Source organism: Humibacillus xanthopallidus, assembly GCF_006716675.1.
Lineage (GTDB): Bacteria > Actinomycetota > Actinomycetes > Actinomycetales > Dermatophilaceae > Humibacillus > Humibacillus xanthopallidus_B.
On the sequence record NZ_VFPM01000002.1, the window covers coordinates 180,607 to 207,291 of the forward strand.

27 protein-coding genes and 3 tRNA genes are annotated in these 26,685 nt (G+C 71.2%); 6 read left to right on the forward strand and 24 right to left on the reverse strand.

What is annotated here, in order from left to right:
• Positions 1–902: 902 nt before the first annotated feature.
• Positions 903–979 (reverse strand) — tRNA-Phe (locus tag FBY41_RS08730).
• A gap of 326 nt (positions 980–1,305) precedes the next feature.
• Between FBY41_RS08730 and FBY41_RS08735 the strand changes: the two genes are divergently transcribed.
• A complete protein-coding gene (locus FBY41_RS08735) occupies positions 1,306–1,935 on the forward strand; it encodes a YceI family protein (RefSeq protein ID WP_141843576.1) in 630 nt (209 codons plus the stop codon).
• A 219-nt stretch (positions 1,936–2,154) separates the two neighbouring features.
• On the opposite strand, the gene FBY41_RS08740 is transcribed toward FBY41_RS08735, so the two are convergent.
• From FBY41_RS08740 to FBY41_RS08750, 3 genes are all read right to left on the reverse strand, one after another.
• Positions 2,155–2,688 (reverse strand): hypothetical protein, encoded by a 534-nt coding sequence (locus FBY41_RS08740; RefSeq protein ID WP_185748984.1) that lies wholly within the window; start codon positions 2,686–2,688, stop codon positions 2,155–2,157.
• A gap of 166 nt (positions 2,689–2,854) precedes the next feature.
• Positions 2,855–3,916 carry a M12 family metallopeptidase gene (locus tag FBY41_RS08745; protein ID WP_141843578.1) on the reverse strand — a complete coding sequence of 354 codons (1,062 nt, stop codon included), beginning with the start codon at positions 3,914–3,916 and terminating at the stop codon, positions 2,855–2,857.
• A 228-nt stretch (positions 3,917–4,144) separates the two neighbouring features.
• Complete coding sequence (locus FBY41_RS08750) at positions 4,145–5,215, reverse strand: zinc-binding metallopeptidase family protein (protein ID WP_141843580.1); 1,071 nt, start codon at positions 5,213–5,215, stop codon at positions 4,145–4,147.
• Between the two features lie 102 nt (positions 5,216–5,317).
• Here FBY41_RS08750 and FBY41_RS08755 point away from each other — a divergent pair, with 102 nt between their 5' ends.
• Entirely contained in the window at positions 5,318–6,754 is a 1,437-nt protein-coding gene (locus FBY41_RS08755; RefSeq protein ID WP_141843582.1) for a GuaB1 family IMP dehydrogenase-related protein, read from the forward strand.
• Between the two features lie 65 nt (positions 6,755–6,819).
• Here FBY41_RS08755 and FBY41_RS08760 read toward each other — a convergent pair whose 3' ends face one another.
• Positions 6,820–7,428, reverse strand: a complete 609-nt coding sequence (locus FBY41_RS08760; RefSeq protein ID WP_221629247.1) for a TetR/AcrR family transcriptional regulator — start codon at positions 7,426–7,428, stop codon at positions 6,820–6,822.
• 96 nt (positions 7,429–7,524) lie between these two features.
• On the opposite strand from FBY41_RS08760, the gene FBY41_RS08765 reads away from it, so the two are divergent.
• A complete protein-coding gene (locus FBY41_RS08765; protein ID WP_141843584.1) occupies positions 7,525–8,265 on the forward strand; it encodes a type 1 glutamine amidotransferase domain-containing protein in 741 nt (246 codons plus the stop codon).
• A gap of 5 nt (positions 8,266–8,270) precedes the next feature.
• Positions 8,271–9,518: a low temperature requirement protein A gene (locus FBY41_RS08770; protein WP_141843586.1), complete on the forward strand. Its 1,248-nt coding sequence runs from the start codon at positions 8,271–8,273 to the stop codon at positions 9,516–9,518.
• Here FBY41_RS08770 and FBY41_RS08775 read toward each other — a convergent pair.
• Together FBY41_RS08775 and FBY41_RS08780 are read right to left on the reverse strand one after the other, a co-directional pair.
• Positions 9,457–10,758 (reverse strand): fatty acid desaturase family protein, encoded by a 1,302-nt coding sequence (locus FBY41_RS08775; RefSeq protein WP_141843588.1) that lies wholly within the window; start codon positions 10,756–10,758, stop codon positions 9,457–9,459. The two genes, FBY41_RS08770 and FBY41_RS08775, sit on opposite strands and share 62 nt — an antisense overlap.
• Before the next feature lie 16 nt (positions 10,759–10,774).
• A complete protein-coding gene (locus FBY41_RS08780) occupies positions 10,775–11,857 on the reverse strand; it encodes a ferredoxin reductase (protein ID WP_141843591.1) in 1,083 nt (360 codons plus the stop codon).
• A gap of 172 nt (positions 11,858–12,029) precedes the next feature.
• Here FBY41_RS08780 and FBY41_RS08785 point away from each other — a divergent pair, with 172 nt between their 5' ends.
• On the forward strand, positions 12,030–13,172 hold the full coding sequence (locus FBY41_RS08785) for a PucR family transcriptional regulator (RefSeq protein WP_260439661.1): 1,143 nt from the start codon (positions 12,030–12,032) through the stop codon (positions 13,170–13,172).
• A 421-nt stretch (positions 13,173–13,593) separates the two neighbouring features.
• On the opposite strand, the gene FBY41_RS08790 is transcribed toward FBY41_RS08785, so the two are convergent.
• The 13 genes from FBY41_RS08790 to FBY41_RS08850 form a co-directional block, all read right to left on the reverse strand.
• On the reverse strand, positions 13,594–14,553 hold the full coding sequence (locus tag FBY41_RS08790) for a D-2-hydroxyacid dehydrogenase family protein (RefSeq protein ID WP_141843593.1): 960 nt from the start codon (positions 14,551–14,553) through the stop codon (positions 13,594–13,596).
• Positions 14,554–14,614: 61 nt separating this feature from the next.
• A tRNA-Asp gene (locus FBY41_RS08795) sits at positions 14,615–14,688 on the reverse strand.
• 42 nt (positions 14,689–14,730) lie between these two features.
• Positions 14,731–14,803 (reverse strand) — tRNA-Glu (locus tag FBY41_RS08800).
• A gap of 104 nt (positions 14,804–14,907) precedes the next feature.
• Positions 14,908–15,954 carry a PHP domain-containing protein gene (locus FBY41_RS08805; protein WP_141843595.1) on the reverse strand — a complete coding sequence of 349 codons (1,047 nt, stop codon included), beginning with the start codon at positions 15,952–15,954 and terminating at the stop codon, positions 14,908–14,910.
• Between the two features lie 69 nt (positions 15,955–16,023).
• Positions 16,024–16,935: a hypothetical protein gene (locus FBY41_RS08810; protein WP_141843597.1), complete on the reverse strand. Its 912-nt coding sequence runs from the start codon at positions 16,933–16,935 to the stop codon at positions 16,024–16,026.
• Positions 16,932–17,435, reverse strand: coding sequence for an RNA polymerase sigma factor (locus FBY41_RS08815; RefSeq protein ID WP_141843599.1), 504 nt, complete (start codon positions 17,433–17,435; stop codon positions 16,932–16,934). The genes FBY41_RS08810 and FBY41_RS08815 overlap by 4 nt, the downstream gene beginning before the upstream one ends.
• Positions 17,436–17,545: 110 nt before the next feature.
• Positions 17,546–18,112: an NUDIX domain-containing protein gene (locus FBY41_RS08820; RefSeq protein WP_141843601.1), complete on the reverse strand. Its 567-nt coding sequence runs from the start codon at positions 18,110–18,112 to the stop codon at positions 17,546–17,548.
• 121 nt (positions 18,113–18,233) lie between these two features.
• A complete protein-coding gene (locus FBY41_RS08825) occupies positions 18,234–18,713 on the reverse strand; it encodes a nitroreductase/quinone reductase family protein (RefSeq protein ID WP_141843603.1) in 480 nt (159 codons plus the stop codon).
• Positions 18,714–18,872: 159 nt separating this feature from the next.
• Positions 18,873–19,154, reverse strand: coding sequence for an Ada metal-binding domain-containing protein (locus FBY41_RS08830; protein WP_141843605.1), 282 nt, complete (start codon positions 19,152–19,154; stop codon positions 18,873–18,875).
• Positions 19,151–19,765 (reverse strand): methylated-DNA--[protein]-cysteine S-methyltransferase, encoded by a 615-nt coding sequence (locus FBY41_RS08835; RefSeq protein ID WP_141843607.1) that lies wholly within the window; start codon positions 19,763–19,765, stop codon positions 19,151–19,153. The genes FBY41_RS08830 and FBY41_RS08835 overlap by 4 nt, the downstream gene beginning before the upstream one ends.
• Complete coding sequence (locus tag FBY41_RS08840; RefSeq protein WP_141843611.1) at positions 19,758–20,255, reverse strand: RNA polymerase sigma factor; 498 nt, start codon at positions 20,253–20,255, stop codon at positions 19,758–19,760. Before FBY41_RS08840 ends, FBY41_RS08835 begins: the two co-directional genes overlap by 8 nt.
• A gap of 180 nt (positions 20,256–20,435) precedes the next feature.
• Complete coding sequence (locus tag FBY41_RS08845; protein WP_141843613.1) at positions 20,436–20,948, reverse strand: methylated-DNA--[protein]-cysteine S-methyltransferase; 513 nt, start codon at positions 20,946–20,948, stop codon at positions 20,436–20,438.
• Complete coding sequence (locus FBY41_RS08850) at positions 20,945–21,970, reverse strand: cation diffusion facilitator family transporter (RefSeq protein ID WP_141843616.1); 1,026 nt, start codon at positions 21,968–21,970, stop codon at positions 20,945–20,947. The genes FBY41_RS08845 and FBY41_RS08850 overlap by 4 nt, the downstream gene beginning before the upstream one ends.
• Positions 21,971–22,097: 127 nt before the next feature.
• Between FBY41_RS08850 and FBY41_RS08855 the strand changes: the two genes are divergently transcribed.
• Positions 22,098–22,292, forward strand: a complete 195-nt coding sequence (locus FBY41_RS08855; protein ID WP_141843618.1) for a CsbD family protein — start codon at positions 22,098–22,100, stop codon at positions 22,290–22,292.
• 203 nt (positions 22,293–22,495) lie between these two features.
• Here FBY41_RS08855 and FBY41_RS08860 read toward each other — a convergent pair whose 3' ends face one another.
• The 4 genes from FBY41_RS08860 to FBY41_RS23380 all read right to left on the reverse strand — a co-directional run bounded on the left by FBY41_RS08860 (position 22,496) and on the right by FBY41_RS23380 (position 26,555).
• Positions 22,496–23,284, reverse strand: coding sequence for a DeoR/GlpR family DNA-binding transcription regulator (locus FBY41_RS08860; protein WP_141843620.1), 789 nt, complete (start codon positions 23,282–23,284; stop codon positions 22,496–22,498).
• A gap of 82 nt (positions 23,285–23,366) precedes the next feature.
• Positions 23,367–24,203 (reverse strand): DeoR/GlpR family DNA-binding transcription regulator, encoded by an 837-nt coding sequence (locus FBY41_RS08865; protein ID WP_141843623.1) that lies wholly within the window; start codon positions 24,201–24,203, stop codon positions 23,367–23,369.
• A 10-nt stretch (positions 24,204–24,213) separates the two neighbouring features.
• A complete protein-coding gene (gene pdxA, locus FBY41_RS23375) occupies positions 24,214–25,221 on the reverse strand; it encodes a 4-hydroxythreonine-4-phosphate dehydrogenase PdxA (RefSeq protein WP_185748986.1) in 1,008 nt (335 codons plus the stop codon).
• Entirely contained in the window at positions 25,218–26,555 is a 1,338-nt protein-coding gene (locus FBY41_RS23380; RefSeq protein ID WP_185748987.1) for a four-carbon acid sugar kinase family protein, read from the reverse strand. Before FBY41_RS23380 ends, pdxA begins: the two co-directional genes overlap by 4 nt.
• Between the last annotated feature and the right edge of the window lie 130 nt (positions 26,556–26,685).

Genomic DNA, 26,685 nt, shown 5'->3' on the forward strand with positions numbered 1-26,685 from the left:
TCTACATCGGGTTGTACGCTGAGAGAGAGCCCGCACGATCGAGCAGGGGCGTCATCCGGCGCCGGCGCGTCGTCGTTGCAGAGCCAGGCAAAGGTCGATGGCATTGGGCATTGCCTCGAGTGGACTCGCCGCGTCGCTCAAGGGTCTTCTGTCGATGCGCCCGCCGGGCGCAGGAAGACCAGTCGCGGCTCCGCAAAGGCTCCTGCCGCTGCCGCGGTCACGACCAAGCGGTAAGCGTCGAGCTGCGGCTGGCAATACGCCGTTCGAGCCGGGACGGCTGCATCGGGGATGTCGTCGGTTGTAGTCGACGACGACCAAGGAGCCGGGTCCTCGCGGTAAATGGGGTCGACAAAGCCCTCAAGGACCCGCTCGTCCGCCAGCAGATCCCGACGTACGACCCGCGCCAGGGCTCGCGTTCGGAGGCGCGCCTGACGACATCGTGCGTCAGCGCCGAGCGAGCCGATGCAACCCGAAGGTGCGTTTGAACGTGGCCGAGGCGTTCTCCCTGTCGCTGTGCGCGACTAAGATCGTGGCGTCCACAGCGAGCACCACCACCGGCCCGAGGTCGGTCCCGACAACCCTTCTGGCCGGGACACCGCCGTTCCTGTCGACGAGTTGGCCCACACCTGCCGGCGCACTCTGGCCCGGGAGGCCTGGATGTCCGCAGCCGGGCAGGGGTGACCTCGTCCAGGGCGCGCCACACCGGGCCCCTCGCCGGCCCTGTGGTCGCCAGTTTGTCTTGAGGTCGAGATGTCGTGCGATAACTCGTGCGATAACTCCCGGCGATCCTCGGCGTGTCGTGGTCACTGACGGTGGCTCAGCAGCGGGCGCTGAGCGACTCGCGGAAAAACTTGGGATACGACGAAACCGCAGGTCAGAGGCTTCTGAACTGCGGTTTCGGGTGGTGGCCAGGGGCGGGGTCGAACCGCCGACCTTCCGATTTTCAGTCGGACGCTCGTACCAACTGAGCTACCTGGCCGGGCACAACGAGTGGAACTATAGCCGACCCCATGGCCCACCTCGCAAACGCGCCCGCCAGCCGGAGCGGGCCCCACCCGGCCGGCCCTGCCCGATGGCCCCGCCCCACGCCCACGCGCCCAGCCGGCGCTCGAGCACCCGACGCGACCGACCGCACCACCCGTCGGTGGACGCTGGGTGTGCGTGACGGCCCGACGTGCGAGAGGGTAAGAGACGGCATACGACTGCTGTCGCGCCCGTGACCCCTCCCAAGGTCATGAAATGTTCAACCACCTCGCCGACGTGACAGAATGTGGCGTCAACACCGAAGAGCAGGGGAGTGACCGCATGACCGACAAAGGTTCCGCACTGAGTGGGGACTGGGACTTCGACCCGGCACACACCCGCATCGGGTTCTCGGCGCGGCACGCCATGGTCACGACGGTCCGGGGGTCGTTCAACGACGTGACCGGCCGCTTCTATGCCGACCTCGACAACATGGACAAGTCCTACGCCGAGGTGACCCTCAAGGCCGCCAGCGTCGACACCCGCAACCAGCAGCGCGACGACCACCTGCGCAGCCCCGACTTCTTCGACGTCGAGAAGTGGCCCGACATCCGCTTCGTCAGCACGCAGATCGAGGAGGTCGGCGACAACGCCTTCGTGGTCTCCGGCGACCTCACCATCCGCGACGTCACGAAGCCCGTGACGATCCCGCTCGAGCTCATGGGGGTGCAGACCGACGCGTTCGGTGCGCTCCGCGCCGGCTTCGAGGGCTCGCGCCGCATCAACCGCCGCGACTTCGGCCTCGAGTGGAACATGCCGCTCGACGCCGGCGGCATGCTCGTCTCCGAGAAGATCTCGCTCGAGTTCGAGATCTCCGCGATCAAGCGCGGCAGCGACCAGGACGCCGACCAGGACGCCGACCAGGACGCCGACCAGGGTGGCGACCAGGGTGGCGACCAGTCCGAGGGCTGACCACCCACCACGCATGACAGAGGGCCGACCCGCCGGGGTCGGCCCTCTGTCATGTGCCCACGGCACCGTGGAGGTATGCCGTGTGGCCGCCTCGGCCCGCCCGAAGCCGTATGCCGCGTGGCTGGGTCCGCCGCCTCGTACCCGCAAGGGAGCGGGCCAGGAGACCGGGCGGCTGTGACGACCCACGGGTCACGGCCTGCGGCTGCCACGACCAACGACTCATGCCGCGGGGCCCTTGCTCGCGACGTCGGCAACGTGCTCCATCGCCTCGCGCAGCTCACCGAGCCAGTCGAACTCGTGCTGGCCGACGAGCTTGACGCACCACGCGAGCGCATCGGCCCTCGACCGGGCGACCCCGGCGTCGACGAGCGTGTCGAGCACGAGCCGCTCGGGCTGGCGCAGTCGCGTCATCGCCGGCGCTGCCACGTGGGTGAAGAGCTCGACCCGGTCGCCGACCCGCACCGCCCACGACACCTTGCGGTCGAAGCGGTGCTCGGCCTCGCGCGCGATCTCGATGCGCCGGCCACGGGTGTCCTCGCGGAACGCCTTGGCCCGGCCGGCCCGAGCCTCGGCGCGTGCGGCGTCGCTCGTGCCGTCGGGCAGGTCGACGTCGCCGATGGTGAGCACGACCGTGATCTCCTCGCGGTCGACCGTCACCTGGGGCGCGGTCGAATCGTCGTCGCCGCGCCACTCCTCGGGCAGGCGGCCGACGAACCAGCCGCGCACCCGCTCCTGTGCTTCATGAGTAATCATGTAATCAGCATTACTCCATTACACGAGGACGTCAACGGTGTTCGCCGTGGACGAACACCGCGCGAGCGCGCCAGCCACCCGCGCCCGAGCGCTCCACTCGCGCCCGAGCGCGCCGGCCACCCCCGCGCCCGAGCGGCAGGCCGGCGCGCCGTCCACGGCAAACCCGCTACGCCTGCTTCACCCGGATCGTGTAGCTGCCCGTCCCGGCGTGCGAGTAGTGCCGCACCTGCGCGAGATACCGCCCCGGGCCCAGGGCCTTGCGGATCCTCGCGTTGCGGCCGTAGCCGCTGTCGTCGTCCTCGGCGATGAGCGCGGTCGGGCTGTCCGGCCCGTAGAGCTTGAGGTAGACGTCGGTCGTCCCACGGGTCGCGAGCTCGTAGAGCCCGTCGCTTTCCACGTCGAAGGAGTAGAGGTCCTCCTCGCCCGGGGCGCCGATCGCGCCCGACACCTTCGGGCCGCCGACGACGATCGTCGGGGCGTCGCCCACGACGGGAGCCGTCCGCGGATACATGCTCGCCCCGGAGACGAACGACTTGTCGAGCGTCGACAGCACGTCGTTGGCATGCGTCGCGACCCCGTTGAGCGTCCACGACGCCGGGAACGCGTAGAGCATGATCGAGTCCGGGTCGAACTGCGTCCCCTTGATCTGGTCGACCGCGTACTTCCTGAAGACGTTGTGCCGCACCTTGGCCGCGTCCCACCGGTTCGGTGGCCCCGCGAGCGCCGCGATGACGACCGGCTCGTTCCACTGGATGCCGCCGAGCGGGCTCGAGTGCTCGTGCGCGAGCCCGATCGCGTGACCGAACTCGTGCCCCGCCGTGCCGCCGTCGAGGAAGCCGAGGTTCATCGTCGGCTGGTCGGCCGGGATCCCCTTGCAGTCGGTGCCGACGTAGGACCAGGCGCCGTCGCCCGGGTCGAACGCGATGCGGATGTCTGCCGCCGTGTGCTGGCCGAAGTCGAAGCTGATGTTGCACGCCTGCTCCCACCAGGCCGCCTGTGCCCGTGCCGTCGCCTGCTCCGCTGGAGTGCCGCCGCTGAAGCTCACCGTCAGACGCGTCCCGTTGGGCCACGACTTGCCGATGGGCGATATGGCGCGGTCGCCACCGTCCGGCCCCCGCTCGCGCCGGTGCGGGCGCAGGAGGTCCTTGGGCAGGATCCGGTCGAAGCACACGTGCGGAGCGGCGTCCGTCGTGGCCGTGTGAGTGCTCTCTCGTGTCGTCTCTGACATTGCCCGTCCCCTTCGAACGCGGCGCGAGGATGCGCCTCCTCCAACTGTCCTCGCGTCGCGTCGCCGCCACAGCCAAACCGCGGTATGCCGTCCGGCCCCGCCACGCGGCATACGTCGGCTGTGCGGTCGTCCCCCTTGCTGTCGAGTGCCCACTTCCCGACGGGCTCGACCCCAGGGTCGCCCCCCTTCCCGTCGAGTGCTCACTTCCCGACGGGCTCGACCTCCGGCTCAGCCGCGGCGGACGAGGTAGTGCACGAAGGCGAGCTTGGCGATGACGGTCTCGCTCAGCACGAAGGGGTAGAGGTCGTCGTGGCCCATGCTGCGGTTGGAGGCGTTGAGGGCATACGAGAGCGGCAGCCAGTGCGCGATGAGCGCCTCCACCGTCGGCAGCTCGCTCGGTGCGTCGACCGGCCTGGTGCGCAGGTGCTGGGCCTTGGCGTCGACCACGTCGGCGCCCTCGACGACGATGCCGTAGGCGGCCGCGGTCTGGATCGAGTCGGTGATGTGCAGGTAGTGCGCGAAGGTCTCGGCCCAGTCCTCCCACGGGTGGGACGTGGCGTACTCGCTCACGTGCGCGCTGCGCCAGCCGGCGGGCGGGCCGTCGTCGTAATGCTTTTCGAGGGCCTCCGCGTAGTCGGCACGCTCGTCGCCGAAGAGCTCGCGGAAGGCGGCGAGCGAGTCCTCGCCCCGCTCCCACGCGCGGCGCGAGTCCTCGTCGCGCACCCAGCCGGCCTGGGGCACGGCCGCGTCCACGAGCACCTGCCAGTAGTAGTGCCCGGTCTCGTGGCGCAGGTGGCCGAGCATCGTGCGGTAGGCCTCACCCATCTGCAGGCGCATCGCCTCGAGCTTCGCGTCGTTGCCCTCGGCGAGGTCGATCGTCACGACGCCGTTGGCATGCCCGGTGATGACCGACTCGTCGCGGCTCGACAGCAGCTCGAACGCGACCCCGGCCGGGTCGTCGTCGAGCGACACCACGGGCAGGACGAGGTCGAGCAGCTGGTAGATGAGCCGCCGCTTGGCCGCCTCGGTCTTGGCCCACGCCGCGAGGCCCTCGGAGTCGGCGTCGTTGGGACGCTTGCGGGTCAGGCGGCATGACAGGCACAGCTGCCCCGGCCGGTCGACGAGCCACTGGCAGCCGACCGGGCCGAGGTTGGCGCAGGCCACCGCCGACCCGTCGGTCGGCACCGGCACGAGCGCCATCCGCGGCATCGAGAAGCCCTGGTCGGTGCCACAGGTGACACACACCGAGTTCTCGAAGCCGAGCAGGCTCGAGCAGACCGCGCACGCAAAGGCTCTCATCGGACCGACCGTAGGCGACCTGCGTTTCGGGCACGTGAACGGCGGCGTCGGTGAGATCGCCGGGGCCGGTGGCGCCGCGCACCCCACGTAGACTCAGCCCTCGTGCAGTTCCTCAACGGTCTCCAGCCCCAGCTCGACCTCACCTACGACGACGTCTTCATGGTGCCGAGCCGGTCGTCCGTGACGAGTCGCCTCGACGTCGACCTCTCGACGGCCGACGGGTCGGGCACGACGATCCCGCTCGTCGTCGCCAACATGACCGCCATCGCCGGTCGGCGCATGGCCGAGACGGTCGCGAGGCGTGGCGGCATCACGGTCATCCCGCAGGACATCCCGCTCGAGGTCGTGCGTGACGTCATCAGCTGGGTCAAGCAGCGCCACCTCGTGCACGACACGGCGATCACGCTCGAGCGCCACCTCACGGCAGGTGAGGCGCTCGTCCTGCTGCAGAAGCGCGCTCACGGCGCTGCCATCGTCGTCGACGGTGCGAAGCCGGTCGGCATCGTCACCGAGAAGGACCTCACCGGCGTCGACCGCTTCACCCAGGTCAAGGACGTCATGGGCCAGGAGATGGTCGTCCTGCCCGACGACATCGACCCGCAGGAGGCCTTCGAGCGCCTGCTCGCCGCGCGTCGGCGTGTGGCCCCCGTCGTCTCGGCCGAGGGCGAGCTCGTCGGCATCCTCACCCGCGGCGGGGCCCTGCGCGCCGGCCTCTACGACCCCGCCGTCGACGGCTCCGGGCGGCTGCGCGTCGCTGCCGCGGTCGGCATCAACGGTGACGTCGCGGCCAAGGCTGCCGAGGTGCTCGACGCCGGCGCCGACGTCCTCGTCATCGACACGGCCCACGGCCACCAGGACAAGATGCTCGACGCCCTGAGGGCGGTGCGCGACCTGTCGCCGACCGTCCCGGTCGTCGCCGGCAACGTCGTCTCGGCCGCCGGCACCCGTGAGCTCATCGACGCCGGCGCCGACATCGTCAAGGTCGGGGTCGGGCCCGGTGCGATGTGCACGACCCGCATGATGACGGCCGTGGGTCGCCCGCAGTTCTCGGCGGTGCTCGAATGCGCCACTGCCGCAAAGGAGCTCGGCAAGCACGTGTGGGCCGACGGTGGTGTGCGCCACCCCCGCGACGTGGCGCTCGCGCTCGCCGCCGGTGCCAGCAACGTCATGATCGGCTCGTGGTTCGCCGGCACCCTCGAGTCACCCGGCGATCTCTACACCGACAACGACGGGCGTCAGTACAAGGAGTCCTTCGGCATGGCGAGCTCGCGCGCGGTGCGCGGTCGCACAGCCAGCGACACGGCATACGACCGGGCCCGCAAGTCGCTCTTCGAGGAGGGCATCAGCTCGGCACGCATGTACGTCGACCCGGCGCGCCCCTCCGTCGAGGACGTCATCGACGAGATCATCGCGGGGTTGCGCAGCAGCTGCACGTATGCCGGTGCGCGCACTCTCGAGGAGTTCCACGAGCGGGCGATCGTCGGGCTCCAGAGCACGGCCGGCTTCGCCGAGGGGCGCCCGCTTCACACCTCCTGGTAGGCAGGGGGCTCGCGCCGGACTGCCCGCAGTCGGTCGGTGGCAGTCGGTCGGTGAGGCGGCCGCGCCTAGGCGGTCGGGTCGTCGCCCCCGCAGGCGAGCCACACCAGCCGGGCAGCGCGTAGGGCCCAGTCGTCCGGCACCTCGGCACCGACGAGCGCGAGGGAGTACCACGAGCCGGTGAGGAAGGACGCAGCGATCGGGAGGTCGGCGTCCGCCGGCAGCTGTCCCCGCTCGATGGCGGCCTCGAGGCAGGCGCGGATGCGTGCGCGACGCGGTGCGACGATCTCGTCGACGTACTGCTGGCGCACCTGCGCCGACACGCCGTCGCCCAGCATGAGGCCGACGAGCGGGAGCGCTGCCGCCTCGCCGATGCAGTGGCGGAAGTGCGTGAGCTCGGCGACGAGATCGGTGAACGGTTCACCGCTGAGCACCGGCGGGTCGACCTTGGCGAGGTGGGCGACCGCGTCGACCGCGAGGGCGGTCTTGTCCTTCCACCGGCGATAGAGGGCGGGGCGGGTGGTGCCGGCATCGGCGGCGATCGCCGAGAGGGAGAGTCGGGCGAAACCGTCCCGGGCCAGGTGCCGCAGCGTGGCGTCGAGGACGGCGGTGTCGATCGACGCATCGCGCGGCCTCCCGGGGGCGAAAGGCCGGTCATCGGCCACAGCAGAGCTCACCCCCCGAGTTTACGTGCCACCCGTGTATTGAAAGCAAGACATCGCTCGGCTATTGTCACCGTTACGTTCCGGTCATGTAATGAAAGGACAAGGCCCATGAGTGGCACCATCGACGTTCACGGTCGCCCCAAGCGCGTGCTCCTCCTCGCCTCCAACCCTGCCGTCTCGAGCACGACCGGCTGGCCCGTCGGCTTCTGGTGGGCGGAGCTGACGCATCCGTACTGGGAGTTCGTCGAGGCGGGCTATGAGGTCACCGTCGCGAGCCCGGACGGCGGAGCGCTGCAGGCGGACTCCTGGTCCGACCCGTCCGACGAGTCCGGCTACTCTGCCCACGACCTGCTGAGCCGCGGCTTCATCGCCAGCCCGGAGCACGCTGCGCTCGTGCAGGACACCCCCTCGCTCGCTTCCCTCGACGTCGACGCCTTCGACGCGGTGTTCCTCGTCGGCGGACAGGCCCCGATGTTCACCTTCCGCCACGACAGTCGGGTCAAGGAGCTGGTCGGAGGCTTCCTCGCCGACGGCAAGGTCGCGGCCGTGGTCTGCCACGCCACCTGCGTGCTCCTCGACGCGACCCTCCCGGACGGCGAGCTCGTCGTGGCGGGTCGCACCTGGACCGGCTTCGCCAACAGCGAGGAGCGGTATGCCGACGACTACGTCGGCACCCGTATCCAGCCCTTCTGGATCGACGACGAGGCGCGCGTCATGACCGGCACGAACTTCATCGTCCACGAGCGGTTCCGCCCCCACGCCGTCCGGCACGGCAACCTCGTCACCGGCCAGCAGCAGTACTCCGGCGCCGCAGCCGCCCGCCTCGTCATCGACGCACTGGGGCGGTGACCCCCATGCCGTCGACGACGTCGCCGACCCGCCGTCCCGGCGGAATCCTCCGTCCGGCGACCATGCGCGACCACGACGTCCACGAGCGTCCCTCCACGCCCTTGGAGCTGCTGTTCGACCTGTGCTTCGTCGTCGCCGTGGCGGTGCTGGCCGCCGGGCTCGACCACGGCATCGTGGACGGCCACGCGCTCGAGGCGTCCGTCACCTACGTCCTGCTCTTCGTGCCGATCTGGTGGGCCTGGATGAGCTACACGTGGTACGCCACCGCGTTCTCGCACGATGACGCGCTGACGAGGCTGCTGACACTGCTCCAGATGGCGGGCGTGCTCGCCGTCGCTGCAGCGATCCCGACGGCGATCGACGGAGACCTGCTGGCCTTCAGCCTTGCCTACGCCGCCATGCGTCTTCCGCTCATCGTGCAGTGGCTCAGGTCTGCCCATGACGACCCCGCCCACCGCGCGTTCGCTCTGACGTATGCCGGCGGGTCCGCTCTCGCGCAGGTGGGCTGGGTCGTGGGGGCGGTCCTTCCGGCCCCCGCGCGAGCCGCCGTGTTCTCGGCCGCCCTCGCCGTCGAGCTGGCCACTCCCGTGCTCGCAGTGAAGCGCTCGCCGGACCGGGTGTTCCACCCCTGGCACATCGCAGAGCGCTACGGCCTCTTCACGATCATCGTCCTCGGCGAGACCATCTTGGCGGTGTCGGTCGGTCTGCGGGATGTGCTCGATGGCGACGGCGGCCTCGGTTCGGCTCCGGCCATCGTGGGGGCCGCCCTCGTCATCGCCTTCGGCCTGTGGTGGATCTACTTCGATGCCCTCGGACGCGACGCGCTCACCCGCCATCGCAGAGCAGCTTTCCTCTGGGGATACGGGCACTACGTTCTGTTCGCAGCAGTTGCCGCCGTCGGCGCGGGCGTCCAGGCTCAGCTGCAGCTAGACGCCCACGGCGAGGTGACCGATCACGTCGTCTCGGCTGCAGCAGTCGCCATGCCGGTCGCGGTCTCCCTTGCCGCGATCGCGTGGCTGCAGCAGGCAGCGAACGGCAAGGTCGGTGACGCGGTCTGGCTCTATCTCGGCGCCGTGGTCGCCTGCTGCGCCCTCCCGCTCGCCGGGGCGTGGCCCGTGGCAGCCATCGACGCGCTCCTCGCGGTGGTCGTCGTGGCCCTGGTCGTGCGTGAGCTGTTGTCGCAGCGACGGATCACGCGAGGGAGTTCAGCGGATCGCGCTGCTGCACGGAGGCGACCCGGGGCGCCGCGTTGACGGTCGTCCGCGGACGGCCGCGCCCGACCAGCCGGCCGCGCTCGCCCTTCGGCGGCAGCGCGAGGCGGAAGACCTTGGCCCACGCCTGGCCGACCTGACGGTGCATCGGGCCGGTCGTGTAGGGCAGGCCGTAGCGCTGGCAGATCTCGCGCACCTCGACCGCGACCTCGTGGTAGCGGTTGCTCGGCAGGTCGGGGAAGCAGTGGTGCTCGATCTGGTGGCTGAGGTTGCCCGTCATGAGGTGCATGAGCTTGCTGCCGGAGATGTTGGCCGAGCCGAGCATCTGGCGGATGTACCAGTCGCCCCGGGTCTCGCCCTCGATCTCCTCCTCGGTGAAGGTGTCGACGCCGTCGGGGAAGTGCCCGCAGAAGATGACCGAGTGGGCCCAGACGTTGCGGATCGCGTTGGCGGTGAAGGTCCCGACGAGCGCCTGCTTGCCCGAGCCGAAGACGGCAGCGGCCGCGGGCGTCGCGACGTAGTCCTTGGTGAACTGCCGAGCCACTTTTCGTCCGACGGCCTTGAGGTCGTTCTTGACGGCGTCTGTCGACTTCTCGCCGAGCTGCCACGCCTCGAGCTCGAGATCGTAGATGGCGATGCCCCACTCGAAGAACGGCGCGAGCACGGCGTTGATGACCGGGTTCAGCAGGTTGTACGGCTGCCACGGCTGGTCGTCGGCCATGCGCAGCGTCGAGTAGCCCACGTCCTTGTCCTTGCCGAGCACGTTGGTCCACGTGTGGTGCAGGTCGTTGTGCGTGTGCTTCCACGCGGCGGCCGGCGTGACGAAGTCCCACTCCCACGTCGTCGAGTGGATGTCGGGGTCGCGCATCCAGTCCCACTGGCCGTGGAGCACGTTGTGCCCGATCTCCATGTTCTCGAGGATCTTCGCGACGGAGAGCATCGCGGTGCCGGCGACGAACGCCGTCTTCTTCCGTGACAGCAGGAGCGTGGCGCGGCCGGCGATCTCGAGGGTGCGCTGCACCTTGATGACGCGGCGGATGTAGGCGGCGTCCGCGGCCCCGCGCGAGGCGATGATGCGGTCACGGATCGCGTCGAGCTCACGGCCGAGCTGCTCGACCTGGGCGTCGGTGAGGTGGGCCGCCGCGCGCGGACGGGCGGCCGGGTGCCCGGTCGCGGCGAGGATCGGCTTGCGCGGCCGGATGGCGGTCGTCTCGTCGGCCGCGTCTGCTGCCGCTGGGCGCGAATCGGCTTGCGGGATGGGTCTGTTCACTGTGGTGGTCATGTCTGGGGGTCCTCTCTCAGATGTCCAAATGGACAGGTCCGGCGGCAGCATTGACGCAGGTCTGGATGAGCTCGCCTTCGTCGCCGTGCACCTCGCCGGTGCGCAGGTCGCGCACCTTGCCGGCGACGAGCGGGGTGAGGCAGCTGCGGCAGATGCCCATGCGGCATCCGCTCGGCATCACCACCCCGCACCCCTCGCCGGCGTCAAGGAGGGAGACGTCGCCGCCCACCTCCACTTCCTTGTCGGACTTCTCGAACGTCACGAGGCCGCCTTCTCCGCCCGTGCCCGGGAGCAGGGCGGGAGCGAAACGCTCGATCGTGAGGTTCTCGTGTGTGTCGTCGTGGCCGTCGCGCAGCCACAGCTCCGTTGCCGCGTCGAGGAACTCGGCCGGCCCGCAGGCGTATGCCGCCCGGTCGCGCCAGTCGGGGCAGAGCGTCTCGAGGTCGGTGGCGTCGCTGAGGTCGAGACGCCGGGCGGGTGCGTCGGTGCCGGAGTCGCGGGTGAACCAGTGCTTGACGGTGAGGCCGGGGAACTGGTCTGCGAGCTCGAGCAGCTCGTCGTGGAAGAGGGCATCGGCAGGAGTGCGGGCCGAGTGGATGAGCACGACGTCGGCGTCAGGCCGGCGCGGCACGAGCGTGCGGATCATCGACATGACGGGGGTGAGGCCGCTGCCGGCGGTCAGCATGAGCAGGGGTCGCGGGTGCTCGGGCAGCGTGAAGTCGCCCTGCGGCGTGTCGAGGAAGAGGATGTCGCCGGTCTTGGTGTCACGGGCGAGGGCCGTCGAGACGACGCCGATGGCGGTGACGGTGATCGCGGGATCGTGACCGGCGGCGGCCGACAGGGAGTAGCTGCGCCAGTGGCGCACGCCGTCGATCTCGACGCCGACGCGGGCCCACTGTCCAGCGGCGTGCGGATTCCAGCCGCGACCCGGGCGGAAGTGGATGGTCGTCGAGTCGGGGGTCTCCCGCACGACCTTCGTCACGACGCCACGCAGCTGCCGCGACGACGACAGCGGGTTGATCAGGCCCAGCACGTCCTCAGGGGCCAGCGGGGTCGTCAGGATCGACGCCATACGCCGGAGCACTCTGATCTGGGCCATGACACCATGATCGCCCGCGAGCGACCCCGACATCTTGGGGCGAGGCGTACTCTTTAGAGCAAGAAACTGTTGTTTCGAGCTAAAAAACGGGAGCGCACCGTTGGTCCAGACCCCATCAGACCCGCCATGGTTGTATCTCCCTGCCGAAATCAGCGCCGCGCTCCGCCCGGTCGTGCGTGACATCGTCGAGGCGATCATCGAGGGCATCCCGCGCGACGTGCCCGTCTATGCGATGCCGATGGAGGGCCGCTTCGGCCAAGGCGTTCGGCAGGGCGTCACCGTGGCCCTGCACCGCTTCCTCGACCTGCCGGGCACCCGCCTCGAGGCCCTCTCGCCCGACGGCAAGTGGATCTACGAGAGCCTCGGCCGCGGAGAGGTGCGCTCGGGGCGCAGTCTCGAGTCGCTGCTCGCCGCCTACCGCTACGGCGCGCGCGTCACCTTCCGGGCGATCTCACGCCTCGTCGACGTCTCCCAGATGCCGCCCGACGTGCTGCTCGCCCTGGGGGAGTCGCTCTTCGCCTACATCGACGAGATCTCGGCGGCGAGCGCCCAGGGCTACGCGCAGGAGCAGTCGGAGCGAGCGGGGGAGCAGCAGCGGCTGCGGGCCGAGCTGCTCGAGATGCTGCTTCGCGGGGACTCGAGCGACGGGGGACCCGCGCGCCTGGCCGCCGCGGTCGGCTGGACGCTGCCGGAGTCGGTCCTCGTGGCGCTCGTGCCCTTCCCGCACGTCGAGGGGCTTCGCGCAGCTCTCGGACCCGATGCGCTGGTGGCCGAGCGCGGCACCGACGTCGTCGTCGTCCTCCCCGCCACCTCGACCACCCGTCGCCGTCGCCAGCTCGACCGGGCGCTCGCCGGCCGCCGCGCCGTCGTCGGGCCGTCGCGGCCCTGGCAGCAGGCGGGGGAGTCGCTCCAGCTCGCCACCTCGGCTGGTGCCCACGGCATCGGCCGGCTCGGCCACGACGCCGACGGGGCAGGGGGTGTCAGGCCCGGGGATGCCGGGTCGACGGTCTGGGTGGAGGACCACCTCGCCGAGCTCGTCGTGCGCGCCGAGCCGCTGGCGACCGACGACCTGGCCCGGCGGCGCCTGGCCCCGCTCGAGGGGCTGCGGCCGCCCGTGCGTGCCCGGCTCACCGAGACCCTGCTGTCGTGGCTACGTCACCAGGGGCAGCGGGCGCCGATCGCCGACGAGCTCTTCGTGCACCAGCAGACGGTCGGCTACCGGGTGGCCCAGCTCAAGCAGATCTTCGGCGACGACCTCGACGACCCTGAGGTGCGCTTCGAGCTCGAGCTCGTCCTGCGCGCCGGCCACCGCTGAGCCGCACCACGAGCGCGCGACACCACCACATCCACCAGTCGAGTGCTCATTTCTCGACAGGTGCGTGTGTGGGGAACTGGGCACTCGACGGGTTCCTCTGGTCGAGTGCTCATTTTCCGGCGGGTGCCGGTGTGGGGAACTGGGCACTCGTCGGGTTCCTCTGGTCGAGTGCTCATTTTCCGGCGGGTGCCGGTGTGGGGAACTGGGCACTCGTCGGGTTCCTGTGGTCGAGTGCTCATTTCTCGGCGGGTGGGTGTGTGGGGAACTGGGCACTCGAGGTGTCCCTCTGGTCGAGTGCTCACTTTTCCGGCGGGTGCGTGTGTGGGGAACTGGGCACTCGACGGGTTCCTCTGGTCGAGTGCTCATTCTTCCGACGGGTGAGTGTGTGGGGAACTGGGCACTCGACGGTGACGAGCCTCAGTCAGAGGAGGCGGATCGGGGAGCCGTCGAGGTAGGCGACGATGTCCTCGACGACCCCGGCGAAGAACGTCGCGTATACCTCCTCGGTGACGTAGCCGAGGTGCGGTGTGAGCAGCGTTCGCGGCGCGCTCCGGAGCGGGTGGTCGACCGGCAGCGGCTCCTCGTCGAACACGTCGAGCCCGACCCCGCCGAGCTGGCCTGCATCGAGGGCGGCGAGCAGAGCGGCCTCGTCGATGATCGGCCCGCGCGAGGTGTTGACGAGCAGGGCGTCGCGCCGCATGAGGCCCAGCTCTCGGTGCGAGATGAGTCCGCGGGTGCTCTCCCCGAGCACGAGGTGGATCGACACGACGTGCGAGGTGGCGAGCAGGTCATCGAGCCCGACGGCCCGGGCCCCAGCGGCTGCAGCCCGCTCGTCGGTGAGGTGGGGGCTCCAGGCGACGACGTCCATGCCGAAGGCCCGGCCGACGGTGGCCACCTGCGTGCCGAGGCGTCCGATTCCGAGCAGCCCGAGGGTGCGGCCGGCGAGGTCGGTGCCGACCGTCGTCTGCCAGCCACCCTCACGCACGGCGGTCGCCTCGGTCACGAGGTGCCGCGAAAGCCCGAGGATGAGCGCCCACGTGAGCTCGGCGGGGGCGGACGCGCGGCTCTCGGTGCCACAGACGGTGATACCCGCAGCTTCGGCCGCCGCGAGGTCGATGCTCGCGTTGCGACGGCCCGTCGTCACGAGGAGACGGAGGCCGGGCAGCCGGCCGAGGACGTCGGCGGTCAACGGGGTGCGCTCGCGCATGACCACGACGGCGTCGAAGCCCTCCAGACGCTCCACGAGCGCGTCGGGCTCACCGACGTGGTCGCGGAAGACCTCGACCGTGCACGGCTGCCCGGACGGCGGCGACGTCACGGGTGACCAGTCGGCGCTGGAGAGGGCCACGCCCTGGTAGTCGTCGAGCACCGCGATGCGCATGCGCTCAACCCTAGAACGCAGGAAGCGCCGCTCTCGCTGAGAGCGGCGCTTCCATGTGAAGCGACCCCGACCGGGCTCGAACCGGCGACCTCCGCCGTGACAGGGCGGCGCGCTAACCAACTGCGCTACGGGGCCTTACTGGTGGTGCGTTGTCGTGCTGGGTGGAACTGTACTGCGTATCCCCAACGGGATTCGAACCCGTGCTGCCGCCGTGAAAGGGCGGAGTCCTAGGCCGCTAGACGATGGGGACCGGCCCGACCATTCCGTTTGGGACGTCGAAACTATATGGTCTGCGAGGTCGCCCGACCAAATCGGCCCCGATCCGGCTCTCCCCAGGCTCGTCCAGCGCCTGCATCAGCCCTTCGCCCACGCTCGCACGTCGTCGACGGGCCACGTCGTGACGATGCGTTCGGCGGGAATCCCGAGGCGCTCGGCGCGCTCGCAGCCGAGCGCCTTCATGTCGAGCTGCCCGGGCGCGTGCGCGTCGGAGTCGATGGTGAAGAGGCACCCGAGGTCGCGGGCGAGCTCGATGAGCTCGTCGGGCGGGTCGCACCGCTCCGGACGCGAGTTGATCTCGACGGCGACGTCGTGCTCGAGGCACGCGCGGAAGACCTTCTCCGCGTCGAACTGCGACGGCGGCCGCTTGCCCCGACCGCCCGTGACGAGCTGCCCCGTGCAGTGGGCGAGGACGTTGGTGTGCGGGTTGCGCACGGCCGCGACCATGCGCGGCGTCATCTCGAACGACGGCTGGCGCAGCTTGGAGTGGATCGACGCGGTGACGACGTCGAGCTGGTCGAGCATGTCGTCGTCCTGGTCGAGCGTGCCGTCGAGGTGGATGTCGACCTCGATCCCCTTGAGCAGCGTGAAGGCGTCGCCGAGACTCGCGTTGATCGCCTCGACGCGCTTCAGCTGGTCGGCGAGGCGCTCGCGGCTCAGACCGTTGGCGACGGTGAGCCGTGGTGAGTGGTCGGTGAGGGCCATCCACTCCTGGCCGAGCTCCACGGCCGCGAGCACCATCTCCTCGATCGGGCTGCCGCCGTCGCTCCAGTTGGAGTGGGCGTGCAGGTCACCGCGGAGCGCGGCATACAGCTCGGCTCCGCCGGTCGTGAGCGGCGCCCCGTGCTTCTCCTCGGCCGAGGCGAGGTAGGCCGGCATGACGCCGCGGACCGCCTGCCCGATGATGGCGGCGCTCGAGTCGCCGATCCCCTTGATCTGCTTGAGAGTTCCGGCCTCGACGCGCTCGTGGAGCTCCTCCTCGGAGATGAGCGTGATCGCCTCGCTCGCCCTGCGGAAGGCATCGACGCGATAGCTGCTCTCGCGCCCCCGCTCGAGCAGGAAGCAGACGCGTCGCAACGCCTCCCGAGGGCTCATCGGCGCCTGGGGCGGGGTCGGCTGCTCCATGTCGGCAGCCTAGCCAGGTGGTCCGACGCCGCCGCCCCGAGCGCTGCCCCAGCCTTCCCCGGCGCCGCCCTAGCGCTGCGGCGTCGAGGGGGTGCCGTCCGGACGCGTGCCCGTGTCGGCGGCCACCTCGACGGAGACGAGGTCGGGTCCGTAGTGCCGCGCGAGCACCCCGGGCGTGAGCCCCTCGACCGCTGCCACCACGACCCGGTCGCTGCGCGCGTCGATGCGCACGCCGGTGATGTCGACGCCCTGCGCCCGCCACTGGGGCGCGTCGGCGACGATCTGGTCGAGAACGGCACGCTTGACGGCATACGAGTTGGTGACGGTCCGGAACTCCACGTCGCCGGGGGCGGGCATCGCCGACGTGACGAGCGCCTCGAGGGCGGGGTCGGTGCGCGTCACCGTGACGACGATGTGGTCCGTGCCGTCGTCCGCGGCATACGCGCCGGCGAAGACGTCGGCGAACTCCGTCACGAGGCGCGGCTCGACGGTTGCGAACGCCGCGCGCTGCGGTGTCGTCGGCCCGGTGAACCACGCCGACCCGTCCTGGGCTCCCGGGACGCCCCCGGGCGCACTCGGCAGGACAGGCGCCGTCGGTATGCCGGTCGGCAGGGTCGTCGAGGCCGGCCCCGCTCCGTTGTCGCTGCCGGTCGCAGCGCCCTTGTCGGCGCCCGCGGGCCCGCTGACGGCGCGCTCCTCCATGGCCGAGCCGGCGCTCGTGCTCGACCCCGTGCCCTGCTGCCCGACCACCCAGGCGCCGCCCACCGCGCCGACGACGACGACGGCAGCGGCAGCACCGAGCAGCGCGTTGCGGCGGCGGGAGGTGCGAGCGCGTCCGCGCAGGAGGGCGCGCTGCGCGAAGAGGTCGTCACGAGGTGGCTCGAGGTCGTCCACGGCACCCAGCGCCTTTCGCAGTCGGTCGCCGCCGTCCTCGGGCTGGTCGGGCCCCGAGGCCGGAAGGCGGGTCGGGTCGTCGGTCATGTCGCTGCTCCTGCCCCGGTGAGCGGTGGTTCGGCGAGCCGGTCACGCAGGGCCGCGAGGCCGCGGTGGATGTGGCTCTTGATCGTGCCCTCGGCCACGCCGGTGCACTCGGCGATCTGGGGAACGGTGAGGTCCTCCCAGAAGCGGAGGACGAGGACGGCGCGCTGCTTCTCGGGCAGGTCGGCGAGCAGGGCGGTGAGGGTCATCGCCAGCTCACGGTCGTGGTCGGTGGTGGCCGGCTCCGGCGGGGTGTCGGTGAGGACCTCGCGCTTCCGCTTGCGCTGGTCGTTGAGATAGAGATTGAGCATCGTGCGCCTCGTGTAGGCCGTCTCGGCGCCCGCCCCGATGCGGGGCCAGGCGACGTAGACCCGGGCGAGGGCTTCCTGGACGAGCTCGTCGCCGTCGGCCCAGTTGCCGCAGAGGAGGAACGCGCGTCGGCGCAGCAGGCCCTGCCGCTCGTCGACGAACGCGCGGAAGGCCGCTTCGTCCCTTCGCCTCATCTGCTCCCCGCCGGGTGTCGTGATCGTGTGGTGTTGTCGTACACCAGAATGGACACGCGAGGTCACCGAACCGTTGCACCCCGGCCGCGATCCGAGTGAGATGCCTCGAATCAGGCGATGCGGCCGAGCTCGAGCAGCGCGAGCATGAGGGCGGCGACGGTCTCGCCGTCGGTGATCTCGCCGCGGCGGATCATCGCCAGCACCTCGCGGACGGGCACGCGCGAGACGGCCGAGATGCCCTCGGCGACCTGCTCACCGGAGCGGCCGTCGACACCGTCGTCATCCGCGGCAGTGTCCTCGCCCAGGTCGGTCGCGAGATAGACCACCTCGGGCGCGCGGCAGATGCCGTTGAGGGCTGACATCTCGCCGACCCGCCGCCACGTCTGGGCCGTGAGCCCCGTCTCCTCGGCCAGCTCGCGACGCGCTGCGACGAGGGGGTCCTCGCCGTCGGTGCCACCTGCGGGCACCTCGATCGACGTGCCGACCGTGTGCCGGTCGATCGTGACGAGCACGACCTCGTCGGCGTCGGTGAGCGCGACGACGAAGACCGCGGGTCGGCGCACCTCGACCACCCCGTAGGTCCCGGGCGACCCGTCGGGCCTGACCACCTCGTCCTCGCGCACGACGATCCACGGGTTCTCGTAGGCCACGCGGGTCCGTGTCACCGGCCAGCTCATCGGGGGCGTCGCTCTCGCATGTCCCGATGGTCGCATCACGCTGGGGCGGCGGTCCGGCAGGTGGCCGCTCGCGGCCTCCGGGTGGTCACCGGGTGGTCACCCGGGTCCGTGGTCGGCCCCGTCAGTCCGTGAGGGTGAGCAGCACGATGGCGCGGCCCGCGGTGCCCGCCCGGATCTCGTCGAGGGTCGGCCGCCGGTCGACGTTGACCTTGAGCCCGACCCGGTTCGCGCGCTTGGGGCCGAGCCCGCGGAGCAGGCGGTCGAAGATCTCTGCCACGCGGTCCGGGTCCTCCTCGAGCACCGCGTGGGCGCGCCGGCGGCGTCCGTCGATGGTCACCTCGAGATCTGCACCCCCGCGGAGGTTGACCCGCCAGGCGCCTCCGCCGAAGGTCAGCAGCTGGCCGTCGAGCTCGTGTCGCCCGACCGGCACGTCGTAGACCCGGCCGGTGCGACGGCCCGTCACGTGCAGCACCATGAGGCCCTTGCTCGCGATGCCGTGCAGCGGCGACCCGAGGAGCGCCCGCAGCACCGGGTTGACGACCTTGACCATCAGGGTGGGGGCGAGGGCCTGCTCCACTGCGGGCTTCGACGTGTCGGCCATCCCTACAGGGTGCCACCGCGAAACGACTCGCCGCACGCGGCGAGTCGTTTCGCGGTGTCGGTCCGCGCGCCGTGAGGTGGCGGGCCCAGCCGGTATGCCGTGCGGGCCGGGTGCGCCTCGAGGCCGGTATGCCGTGGGGCTGGGTGCGCGAGGTGCGCCTCAGGCGCCGGCGTCCCGGGAGGCGCGCCACACGGCATACGCCGGCTTGAGGCAGGTGCCGCAGGGGCGGAAGCCCGCGGCGACGGCGGTGGCCTCGTCGGCGAAGAAGACGCGGTGCTCGGCGTAGCCGCCCCGGGCGAGGGCGGCCCGGGCCGAGCCGCAGTCGAGCCTGCCGTAGAGGCGGTCGCGGGGGTTGCGGGCGTTGCCGCCGAGGGTGCCCGGCGTCTCGCTCTCGTAGGGCAGGCCGTCGACGCCCATCAGCGTCCAGGTGCGTCCGGTCACGCAGCACTCTCCAGGTCGAGCAGCCGGCGCTTGACGGCGAGGCCGCCGAGGTAGCCGCCGAGGCTGCCGTCGGATCGGACCACCCGGTGGCAGGGCACGACGATCGGGACGGGGTTGGTCGCGCAAGCACTGCCGACGGCCCGCACGGCCGTGGCGCGGCCCGTCGATGCGGCGACCTGGCCGTAGCTCTCCGTGTGGCCGTAGGGGATGTCGCGCAGGTGACGCAGGACCTCGAGGCGGAACCCGTGCGCGAGGCGCAGGTCGACAGGGACGTCGAAGGTGCGACGACGACCGGTGAAGTAGTCGTCGAGCTCATGAGCGAGCTCGTCGAATCGCTTGTCGTCACGGAGGATTCGTGATCCGATGCGCGTGGCGAGGGAGTCGAGGACGGCATCGTGGTCTTCGCTCTCGAAAGCGAGACGGGCGAGGCCGTCATCCGTGGCCGCGAGCAGGAGGCGGCCGACGGGGGAGTCGACGACGCGGTAGCCGAGGTCGAGCGAGCCTGTGGCAGAGGCACGCTCGACGAGTCGGTCGTGCAGCCGTGCGACATCGGCGCTCATGGTCTCGGAGTCGCCGAGTGAGGAAAGGGTGTGGATCAGGTTGTCAGACATGGGAGCTCACTTCCTTCGAGGCATAGGTGAGGCGCAGCCGGGCGATGCCGTCGGCGCAGGCCCGGCGCGCTGCGGCTGGCGTGCCGCCGACGATCGCGGCGACCTCGGTGTGCGGCAGGCCCGCGACGTGGTGGTACGCGACGCACTGGCGCTGCTTGTCGGGCAGGGCGGCAAGGGCTGACCACAGGGCGTCGTCGGGCAGCGCGAGGTCGGGGCGGTCGGAGGGGGGTGCCAGCTGCTCGGGCAGCCGGTCGACGGGAGCGGCGCGCCGGCTCCGGGCCCTCGCGACGTCGATGGCCTTGCGGTGCGCGATGGTGATGAGCCAGCCGCGCACATCGGCGTCGTCGGGCAGGTCGGCCCAGGCGCGGAGGGCGGAGAGGAACGTCTCCGACCAGGCGTCGTCGGCCTCCTCCACCCCGAGCACCGCGCGGCAGACGCGCAGGACCACGGTGCCGTGCTCGGTGACGGCCTGCTCGAACGGTCGCTTCATGTCCTGTGGACGCTCCGGCCTCGGAGGATGTGAGGTCCCAGTCTGACCGACCGCGCACCCCGAGGTCAGTCGCACACCGTGCACGGTGGGTGGGTCGCCCCGGAGGTGTGCGGCTGGCAGCGACGTGTGCGGCTGGCTGCCGCGCTCAGCCCGCGGCCCGGACGCTGGGGGACCCCGGGCTCAGAAGAGGCGGCCGGCGTCGGCGGCTTCGGGCTCCTCGAGTGCGAGGAGATGGCGCTTGCGACCCAGCCCACCGGCATACCCCACGAGGGAGCCGTCGGCGCCGATGACCCGGTGGCACGGCACGACGACGGCGATCGGGTTGCGGCCGTTGGCCGTGCCGACGGCCTGGGCGAGGTTGCGGTCGCCGAGGGCGCGGGCGAGGTCGCCGTAGCTGCGGGTCTCGCCGTAGGGGATCTCGCGCAGCAGCGACCAGACCCGCTGGTGGAAGTCGTCACCCCGCGGCGCGAGCGGAAGGTCGAACTCGCGCAGCGTGCCGGCGAAGTATGCCGCGAGCTGCGCTGCGGCCGAGGCGAACGGCTCCGCTGCCGGGTCACCGGGCTCGCCGAAGACGTCGGGGTCGTCGGGACGGTACTTCGCGGCATCCATGAGCAGGTGCGTGATCGCGCGGTCGTCGGCGACGACGGTGAGCTCGCCGATGGGCGACGCGACGACGACGTGCGAGGGGCTCATGACCGCTCGGGCCCCGCTCCGGATGACTTCTCGTGGGAAGCCAGGATGTCGTCGTGGGTCGGCACGGGGTACTCGGCCGTGTAGTCGCCGTAGGCGCGGGGGTCCTCCGAGGGCTCGAGGTGGCAGGTCAGGGCGATCTCGCCGAAGCCCTCGTGGACGGCGTCCTCGATCTCCTCGACGAGGTCGTGCCCCTGCTGCACGGTCCAGGCGCCGGGCACGAGCACGTGCACCTCGGCGAAGCGGTGGTGCCCCGACTCGCGGGTGCGCAGCGCGTGGAAGTGGACCTCGCTCGTGACGAAGCCGGCGAGGATGTCGGCGATGGCGCGGTTGTCCTCCTTGGACATCGAGATGTCCATGAGCCCCTCGGTGGACTCGCGGATGAGCTTCCACCCGGTCCACACGATGTTGAGACCGACGAGGAAGGCGACGACGGGGTCGAGCCGCTCGATGCCCGTCAGCGCGACGATGAGGACACCGACGACGACGCCCGCAGAGGTCCACACGTCGGTCATGAGGTGCTTGCCGTCGGCGGTGAGCGTCAGCGAGCGGTAGCGGCGCCCGGCCCGCAGCAGCACGACCGCGACGGCGCCGTTGATGAGCGAGGCCCCGACGGAGATGGCGAGACCGATCCCGACGTTCTCGATCGGCCGGGGGTTGAGGAAGCGCTCGACCGCGGTGTACATGATGACGAGGGCGGCGACGAAGATCATCATCCCCTCGATCGCCGCCGAGAAGTACTCGGCCTTGGTGTGGCCGTAGTGGTGGTTCTTGTCGGCCGGCATGGCCGCCACCTTGAGCGCCACGAGCACCGCGACCGCGGCGACGAGGTTGACGACCGACTCGGCCGCGTCGGAGAGCAGGCCGACCGACCCGGTGATGCGCCAGGCGACGACCTTGAGCGTGATCGTGACGAGCGCGGCGACGATCGAGAGGTAGGCGAAGCGGCTCAGGTCACGCGTCTGCTGGGCCCGAGCGCCCCCGAGGGGGGCTTCGGCGGTCGGTGGGCTCGCGTTGGTCGACACGACTCCAGTGTGACAAGAGCGACCGACAGCAGGCACGTCGGGACTGGTCCGCGGACGCCGGGGGTCGTGGTGGGGATACGCAGTGACCGGGTAGGGGGGGAGTATCCGATCGAGAGGAGTCCAAACGATGGGACTCATGGACAAGGCCAAGAACGCCGGGGAAGACCTCAAGGGCAAGGCCAAGGAAGCAGCCGGGAAGTCGACCGACAACGAGCGACTCGAGGCCGAGGGCCAGCGAGACCAGGCTCAGGCCGACCTCAAGCAGCGGGGAGAGCAGCTCAAGGATGCGGGCGACGACGTCAAGGACGCCTTCAAGCGCTGAATCGACGGCACTTCCCGGCGAGGTGGGCCGGTCCCTTCGGGGCCGGCCCACTGGCCTGTCCGCCGACACCTCGCAGGCTCAGCGGCACACCCAAAGGCCGCACGCACCCCGTCTTCGATGTGCCGCTGCCCCGCAGGGGTGCGTATGCCGCGTGGCTCAGCCAGGCGGCATACCCCGCTGGTCGGGTGGCCGGGTCGCGGGCGTCACTCCCGACGGGGTGCGACGACGACCTCGACGTCGTTGTCGCGGAAGGCCTGCAGTGCGCCGGGGTCCGCGGAGTCGTCGGTGACGAGCGTCCAGCGACGCGGCATGACCGCCCACGCGTGGAAGGGCGACTGGCCGAGCTTCTCGGCGTGCGCGAGCACGTAGATGTGGTCGGCGCGGCTCATCATGAGCTCCTTGAGCCGGGTCTGCTCGAGGTCCGCCTCGCAGATGCCGCGCTCAGCGTGCACGCTGTCGGCGCCCATGAACGCCCGGTCGAAGGAGAGGCGTTGGACCGCCGACTCCGCGAGTGGCCCGACGAACGCCTGGCTGAGGGGCCGGAGCCGACCGCCCAGCGCGATGACGTCGATGCCGGCGCTGTCGGAGAGGGCACCCATGGCGCTGATGCCCGCCGTGACGACGGTGAGCCCGGTCAGTGCGGGTGACGCGGTGATCGCGTCGGCCAACGCGCCCGTCGTCGACCCGGCATCGAGCAGGATCGTCTCGCCGGACCCGATCTGCGCTGCGGCCCACTGGGCGATGTCGCGCTTGGCGACGTGCGCCTCGCCGAGCCGTTGCCGCAGCGAGGCCTCCGGGTGGTGCGCCAGGCTCATGACGCCGCCGTACGTGCGGGCCAGCTTGCCCTGCGCGGTCAGCTTGGCGAGGTCGCGCCGGATCGTCGATGCGGTGACCCCGAGCTCGTCGCTCAGCTGCTCGACACTGGCGAGGCCGGTCGTCGTCGCAAGCCGGACGATCTCGGTCCGGCGTGCCTGCGCGGAGTGCTTGGCCACGCTCGGCACCCTAGGGCCACACCGAGGCCCGCGCCACCACGGCAGGCCGACGGTGGTGGGGGTGGTTTCGGCCGGGGTGTGCTCAGCGGGGCAGTGCGGGTGCGATGACGACCTCGACCCCGCGATCGCAGAACTCTTGCACCGCAGGGAGATCCGCGCTCTCGTCGGTGACGAGCGTCCAGCGGGCAGGCATGACGGCCCAGGCGTGGAAGGGCGACTGACCGAGCTTGGCCCCGTGGGCCAGCACGTAGGTGTGCGTCGCGCGACTCATCATGAGCTCCTTGAGCAGGGTCTGCTCGAGGTCCGCCTCGCAGATGCCGCGCTCCGCGTGCACGCTGTCGGCGCCCATGAACGCCCGGTCGAAGGACAGCCGCGAGATCGCCGACTCGGCCAGCGGCCCGACGAAGGCCTGGCTCATCGTGCGCAGCCTTCCGCCGAGGGCGATGACCTCGACACCGTCCGCCTCGGCGAGGGCGGCCACGGTGCTGACGCCCGCCGTCACGACGGTGAGGTCGGTGAGGTCGGTGAGGTCGGCGCGGCCGAGGTGGCCGGAGCCTCTGCTCAGGGCTGTGGCGGCCTTGAGCTGCTGAGCGAGGGCGGCGGTCGTCGACCCGGCATCGAGCAGGACTGTCTCACCCGACTCGATGACCGAGCAGGCCCACCGCGCGATGGCCTGCTTCGCATCGAACGCCTCGCCGAGGCGCTGCCGGAGGGAGGCCTCCGTGGGGTGCGACAAGGGCATGGCCCCGCCGTAGGTGCGCGCCAGCATGCCCTGGGCCGTGAGCTTGGCGAGGTCGCGTCGGATCGTCGATGCGGTGACGCCTAGCTGGTCGGAGAGCTCCTCGACGCTCGCCAGGCCCGTTGTCGTGGCGAGTCGGAGGATCTCTCCTCGGCGGGTCTGCGCCGCGTGCCTCGCCACGCCCCGCGCCTCAGGCGCTGACCGGGCGGGGAGCCATCTCGGCGCCGAGCCGCAGGGCCTCGATCATCGAGCGGTGGTCGGCTACGCCGGTGCCTGCGATGTCGAAGGCGGTGCCGTGGTCGACCGAGGTGCGGATGACGGGCAGGCCGATCGTGACGTTGACGCCGGCCTCGAGGCCCAGCACCTTGACGGGGCCGTGCCCCTGGTCGTGGTACATCGCGACGACGAGATCGTAGTCGCCGCGGCCGGCGAGGAAGAAGAGAGTGTCGGCCGGAAGCGCGCCGTGCACGTCGATGCCGTCAGCTCGAGCCGCCTCCACGCCCGGGTTGATCTTCGACTCCTCCTCGCCGTATCCGAAGAGGCCGTTCTCCCCTGCGTGCGGGTTGATCCCGCAGACGCCGATCTTGGGGTGGGGGTTGCCCGCGTCGACGAGCGCCTTGTGCCCGCGGCGGATGACGCGCTCGACGAGACCCGGCTCGATGCGCGCGACGGCGTCGAGCAGGCCGATGTGGGTCGTCACGTGGATGACCTTGACCTTCTCGGTCGAGAGCATCATCGACACCTCGGGTGTGCCGGTCAGGTGGGCGAGCAGCTCCGTGTGGCCGGGGAAGAGGTGCCCGCCGGCGTGCAGCGCCTCCTTGTTGAGCGGCGCGGTGCAGATGGCCTGGACCTTGCCCGCCATCGCCAGCTCGGATGCCACCCGGACGTAGTGGTATGCCGCGTCGCCGGCGACCGGGGAGAGCTGTCCGAAGGGGAGGTCCTCCGGAAGCAGCCCGAGGTCGATGACGTTGATCCGGCCCGGCAGCTCCTGCGCCTCCTCGACCTCGGTCACGGTGACGATGTCGACGGGGCTGCCGATGACGGCGGCGGCCTGCTTGAGCCGCAGCGCGTCCCCGATGACGACGGTGCGGGCCATCGTCGCGACGTGCGGGTCTGCGAGCGCCTTGACGATGATCTCGGGCCCGATGCCGGCACCGTCTCCCATGGTCACGGCGATGCGGGGAAGGACGGCGCTCATGGGTTCTCCTTGGATGGGGCGACGAGACGGTGCGGGCTGGTGCCGCGCCGGCTGAGTGGGGCGGTTCGGTCGGGGTGGGTGTCGGTGTCGGGGTGGGCCGCGCAGCCCAGGAGCCGGTGGGCCGTGCGGACGAGGGAGTCGGGGGCGCCGAAGCTTCCCGGGCGGGTCACGACGACGTGGCCGCCGTCCGTCCGGCTGACGACGGTGCCCCGCTCGAGCTCGGCGAGGACGGAGAGCGAGCCGACCCCGAGCCGGTCGAGCACTGCGCGGGCGGTCTCTCCACCGGTGAGGAAGACACCGTCGTAGCGCACGACGAGTGGGGCGAGGGCATCAGCGAGCGCGTGCACGAGCCGGCTGACGTCGCCGGTCTCGGTCGCAGCCGACGGGTCGAGCGCGACGGCGACGAGTCCTCTCGCCGGCAGCTGGGAGAGTCGCGCCGCGAGGGCCCCAGGGTCCGCGAGCAACCTCGTCGGGCCGACGAGCTCGATGTGCGCGGCCTCGGCGCCGAGGTGTTCGAGCTGGGGAGCGACCGCGCTGGCGCGCGTGCCGAGGACCATGAGGAGCGAGCGCAAGCGCGGGAGGGGTGTGGGGGCGGCGTCCGGCTCGGGCGCGAGCGCGCGGACGGCCGTGTCTGCCATGGCTCCGGAGCCGACGAGCAGCGCTGCTCGTCGGCCGCCCGTGGCCGCCGCGTGGATCGTCACGAGATCGGCGTCCGTGGCGGCGTCGCACACGGCAACGGCGCCGGACGACGCGATGTCGCGCAGTACGTCAGCGACAGCGGCGACGCCTGCGTCGACGGTGCGCTGGGGCACGAGCACGGTGCGCAGCGGGATCATCGCCTCGGGCACGGACCGCGGTGCGGGGGTGGGCTCCACGTGCCACAGCTCGGTCTCGTGCAGGGGGATCCCGCCCACGTGCAGCACGCCGTCGCGCACGACCCGGCCCAACGCGGGATTGCTCACGGCGACGACAGGAGCACGACCGAGCTGCGCAGCCACGGCGGCGATCTCGACAGCCACGTTGCCACGCAGCAGCGAGTCGACCTTCTTGACCACGACGGGAGCGTCGGCGACGACGTCGGCCGCCGCGGAGGCGCGGGCTGCAGCAGCCGATGGCGCGACGCCGCGTGAATGCGTGTCCACGGTGAGCACGCGCAGCATGCCTGCGCGGTCCGACGCGGCCGTGTTGTCGGCGGGGTGGCCGGGGTCCTGCGTGGGCACCTCCGGGGCAGTCAGGAGGATCGAGCTGCGCGAAACGCGCAACAACGCGTGCGCTGCGCACTCTGCGCTACCGGTGAGATCATCGGCGATGACGCCGATCTCCAGTGCGACCATGACCCCTCTCCTGCCGGTAATCGTCCTTACAGCAAGGAGTTTGGCACCCTTGCCGTCTCACTGAGCGAGCCTGCTTCGCACTGTCCGTGAAGGTGTCACGAGGCGTCCCGTCACAAAAAACGCTACAGGT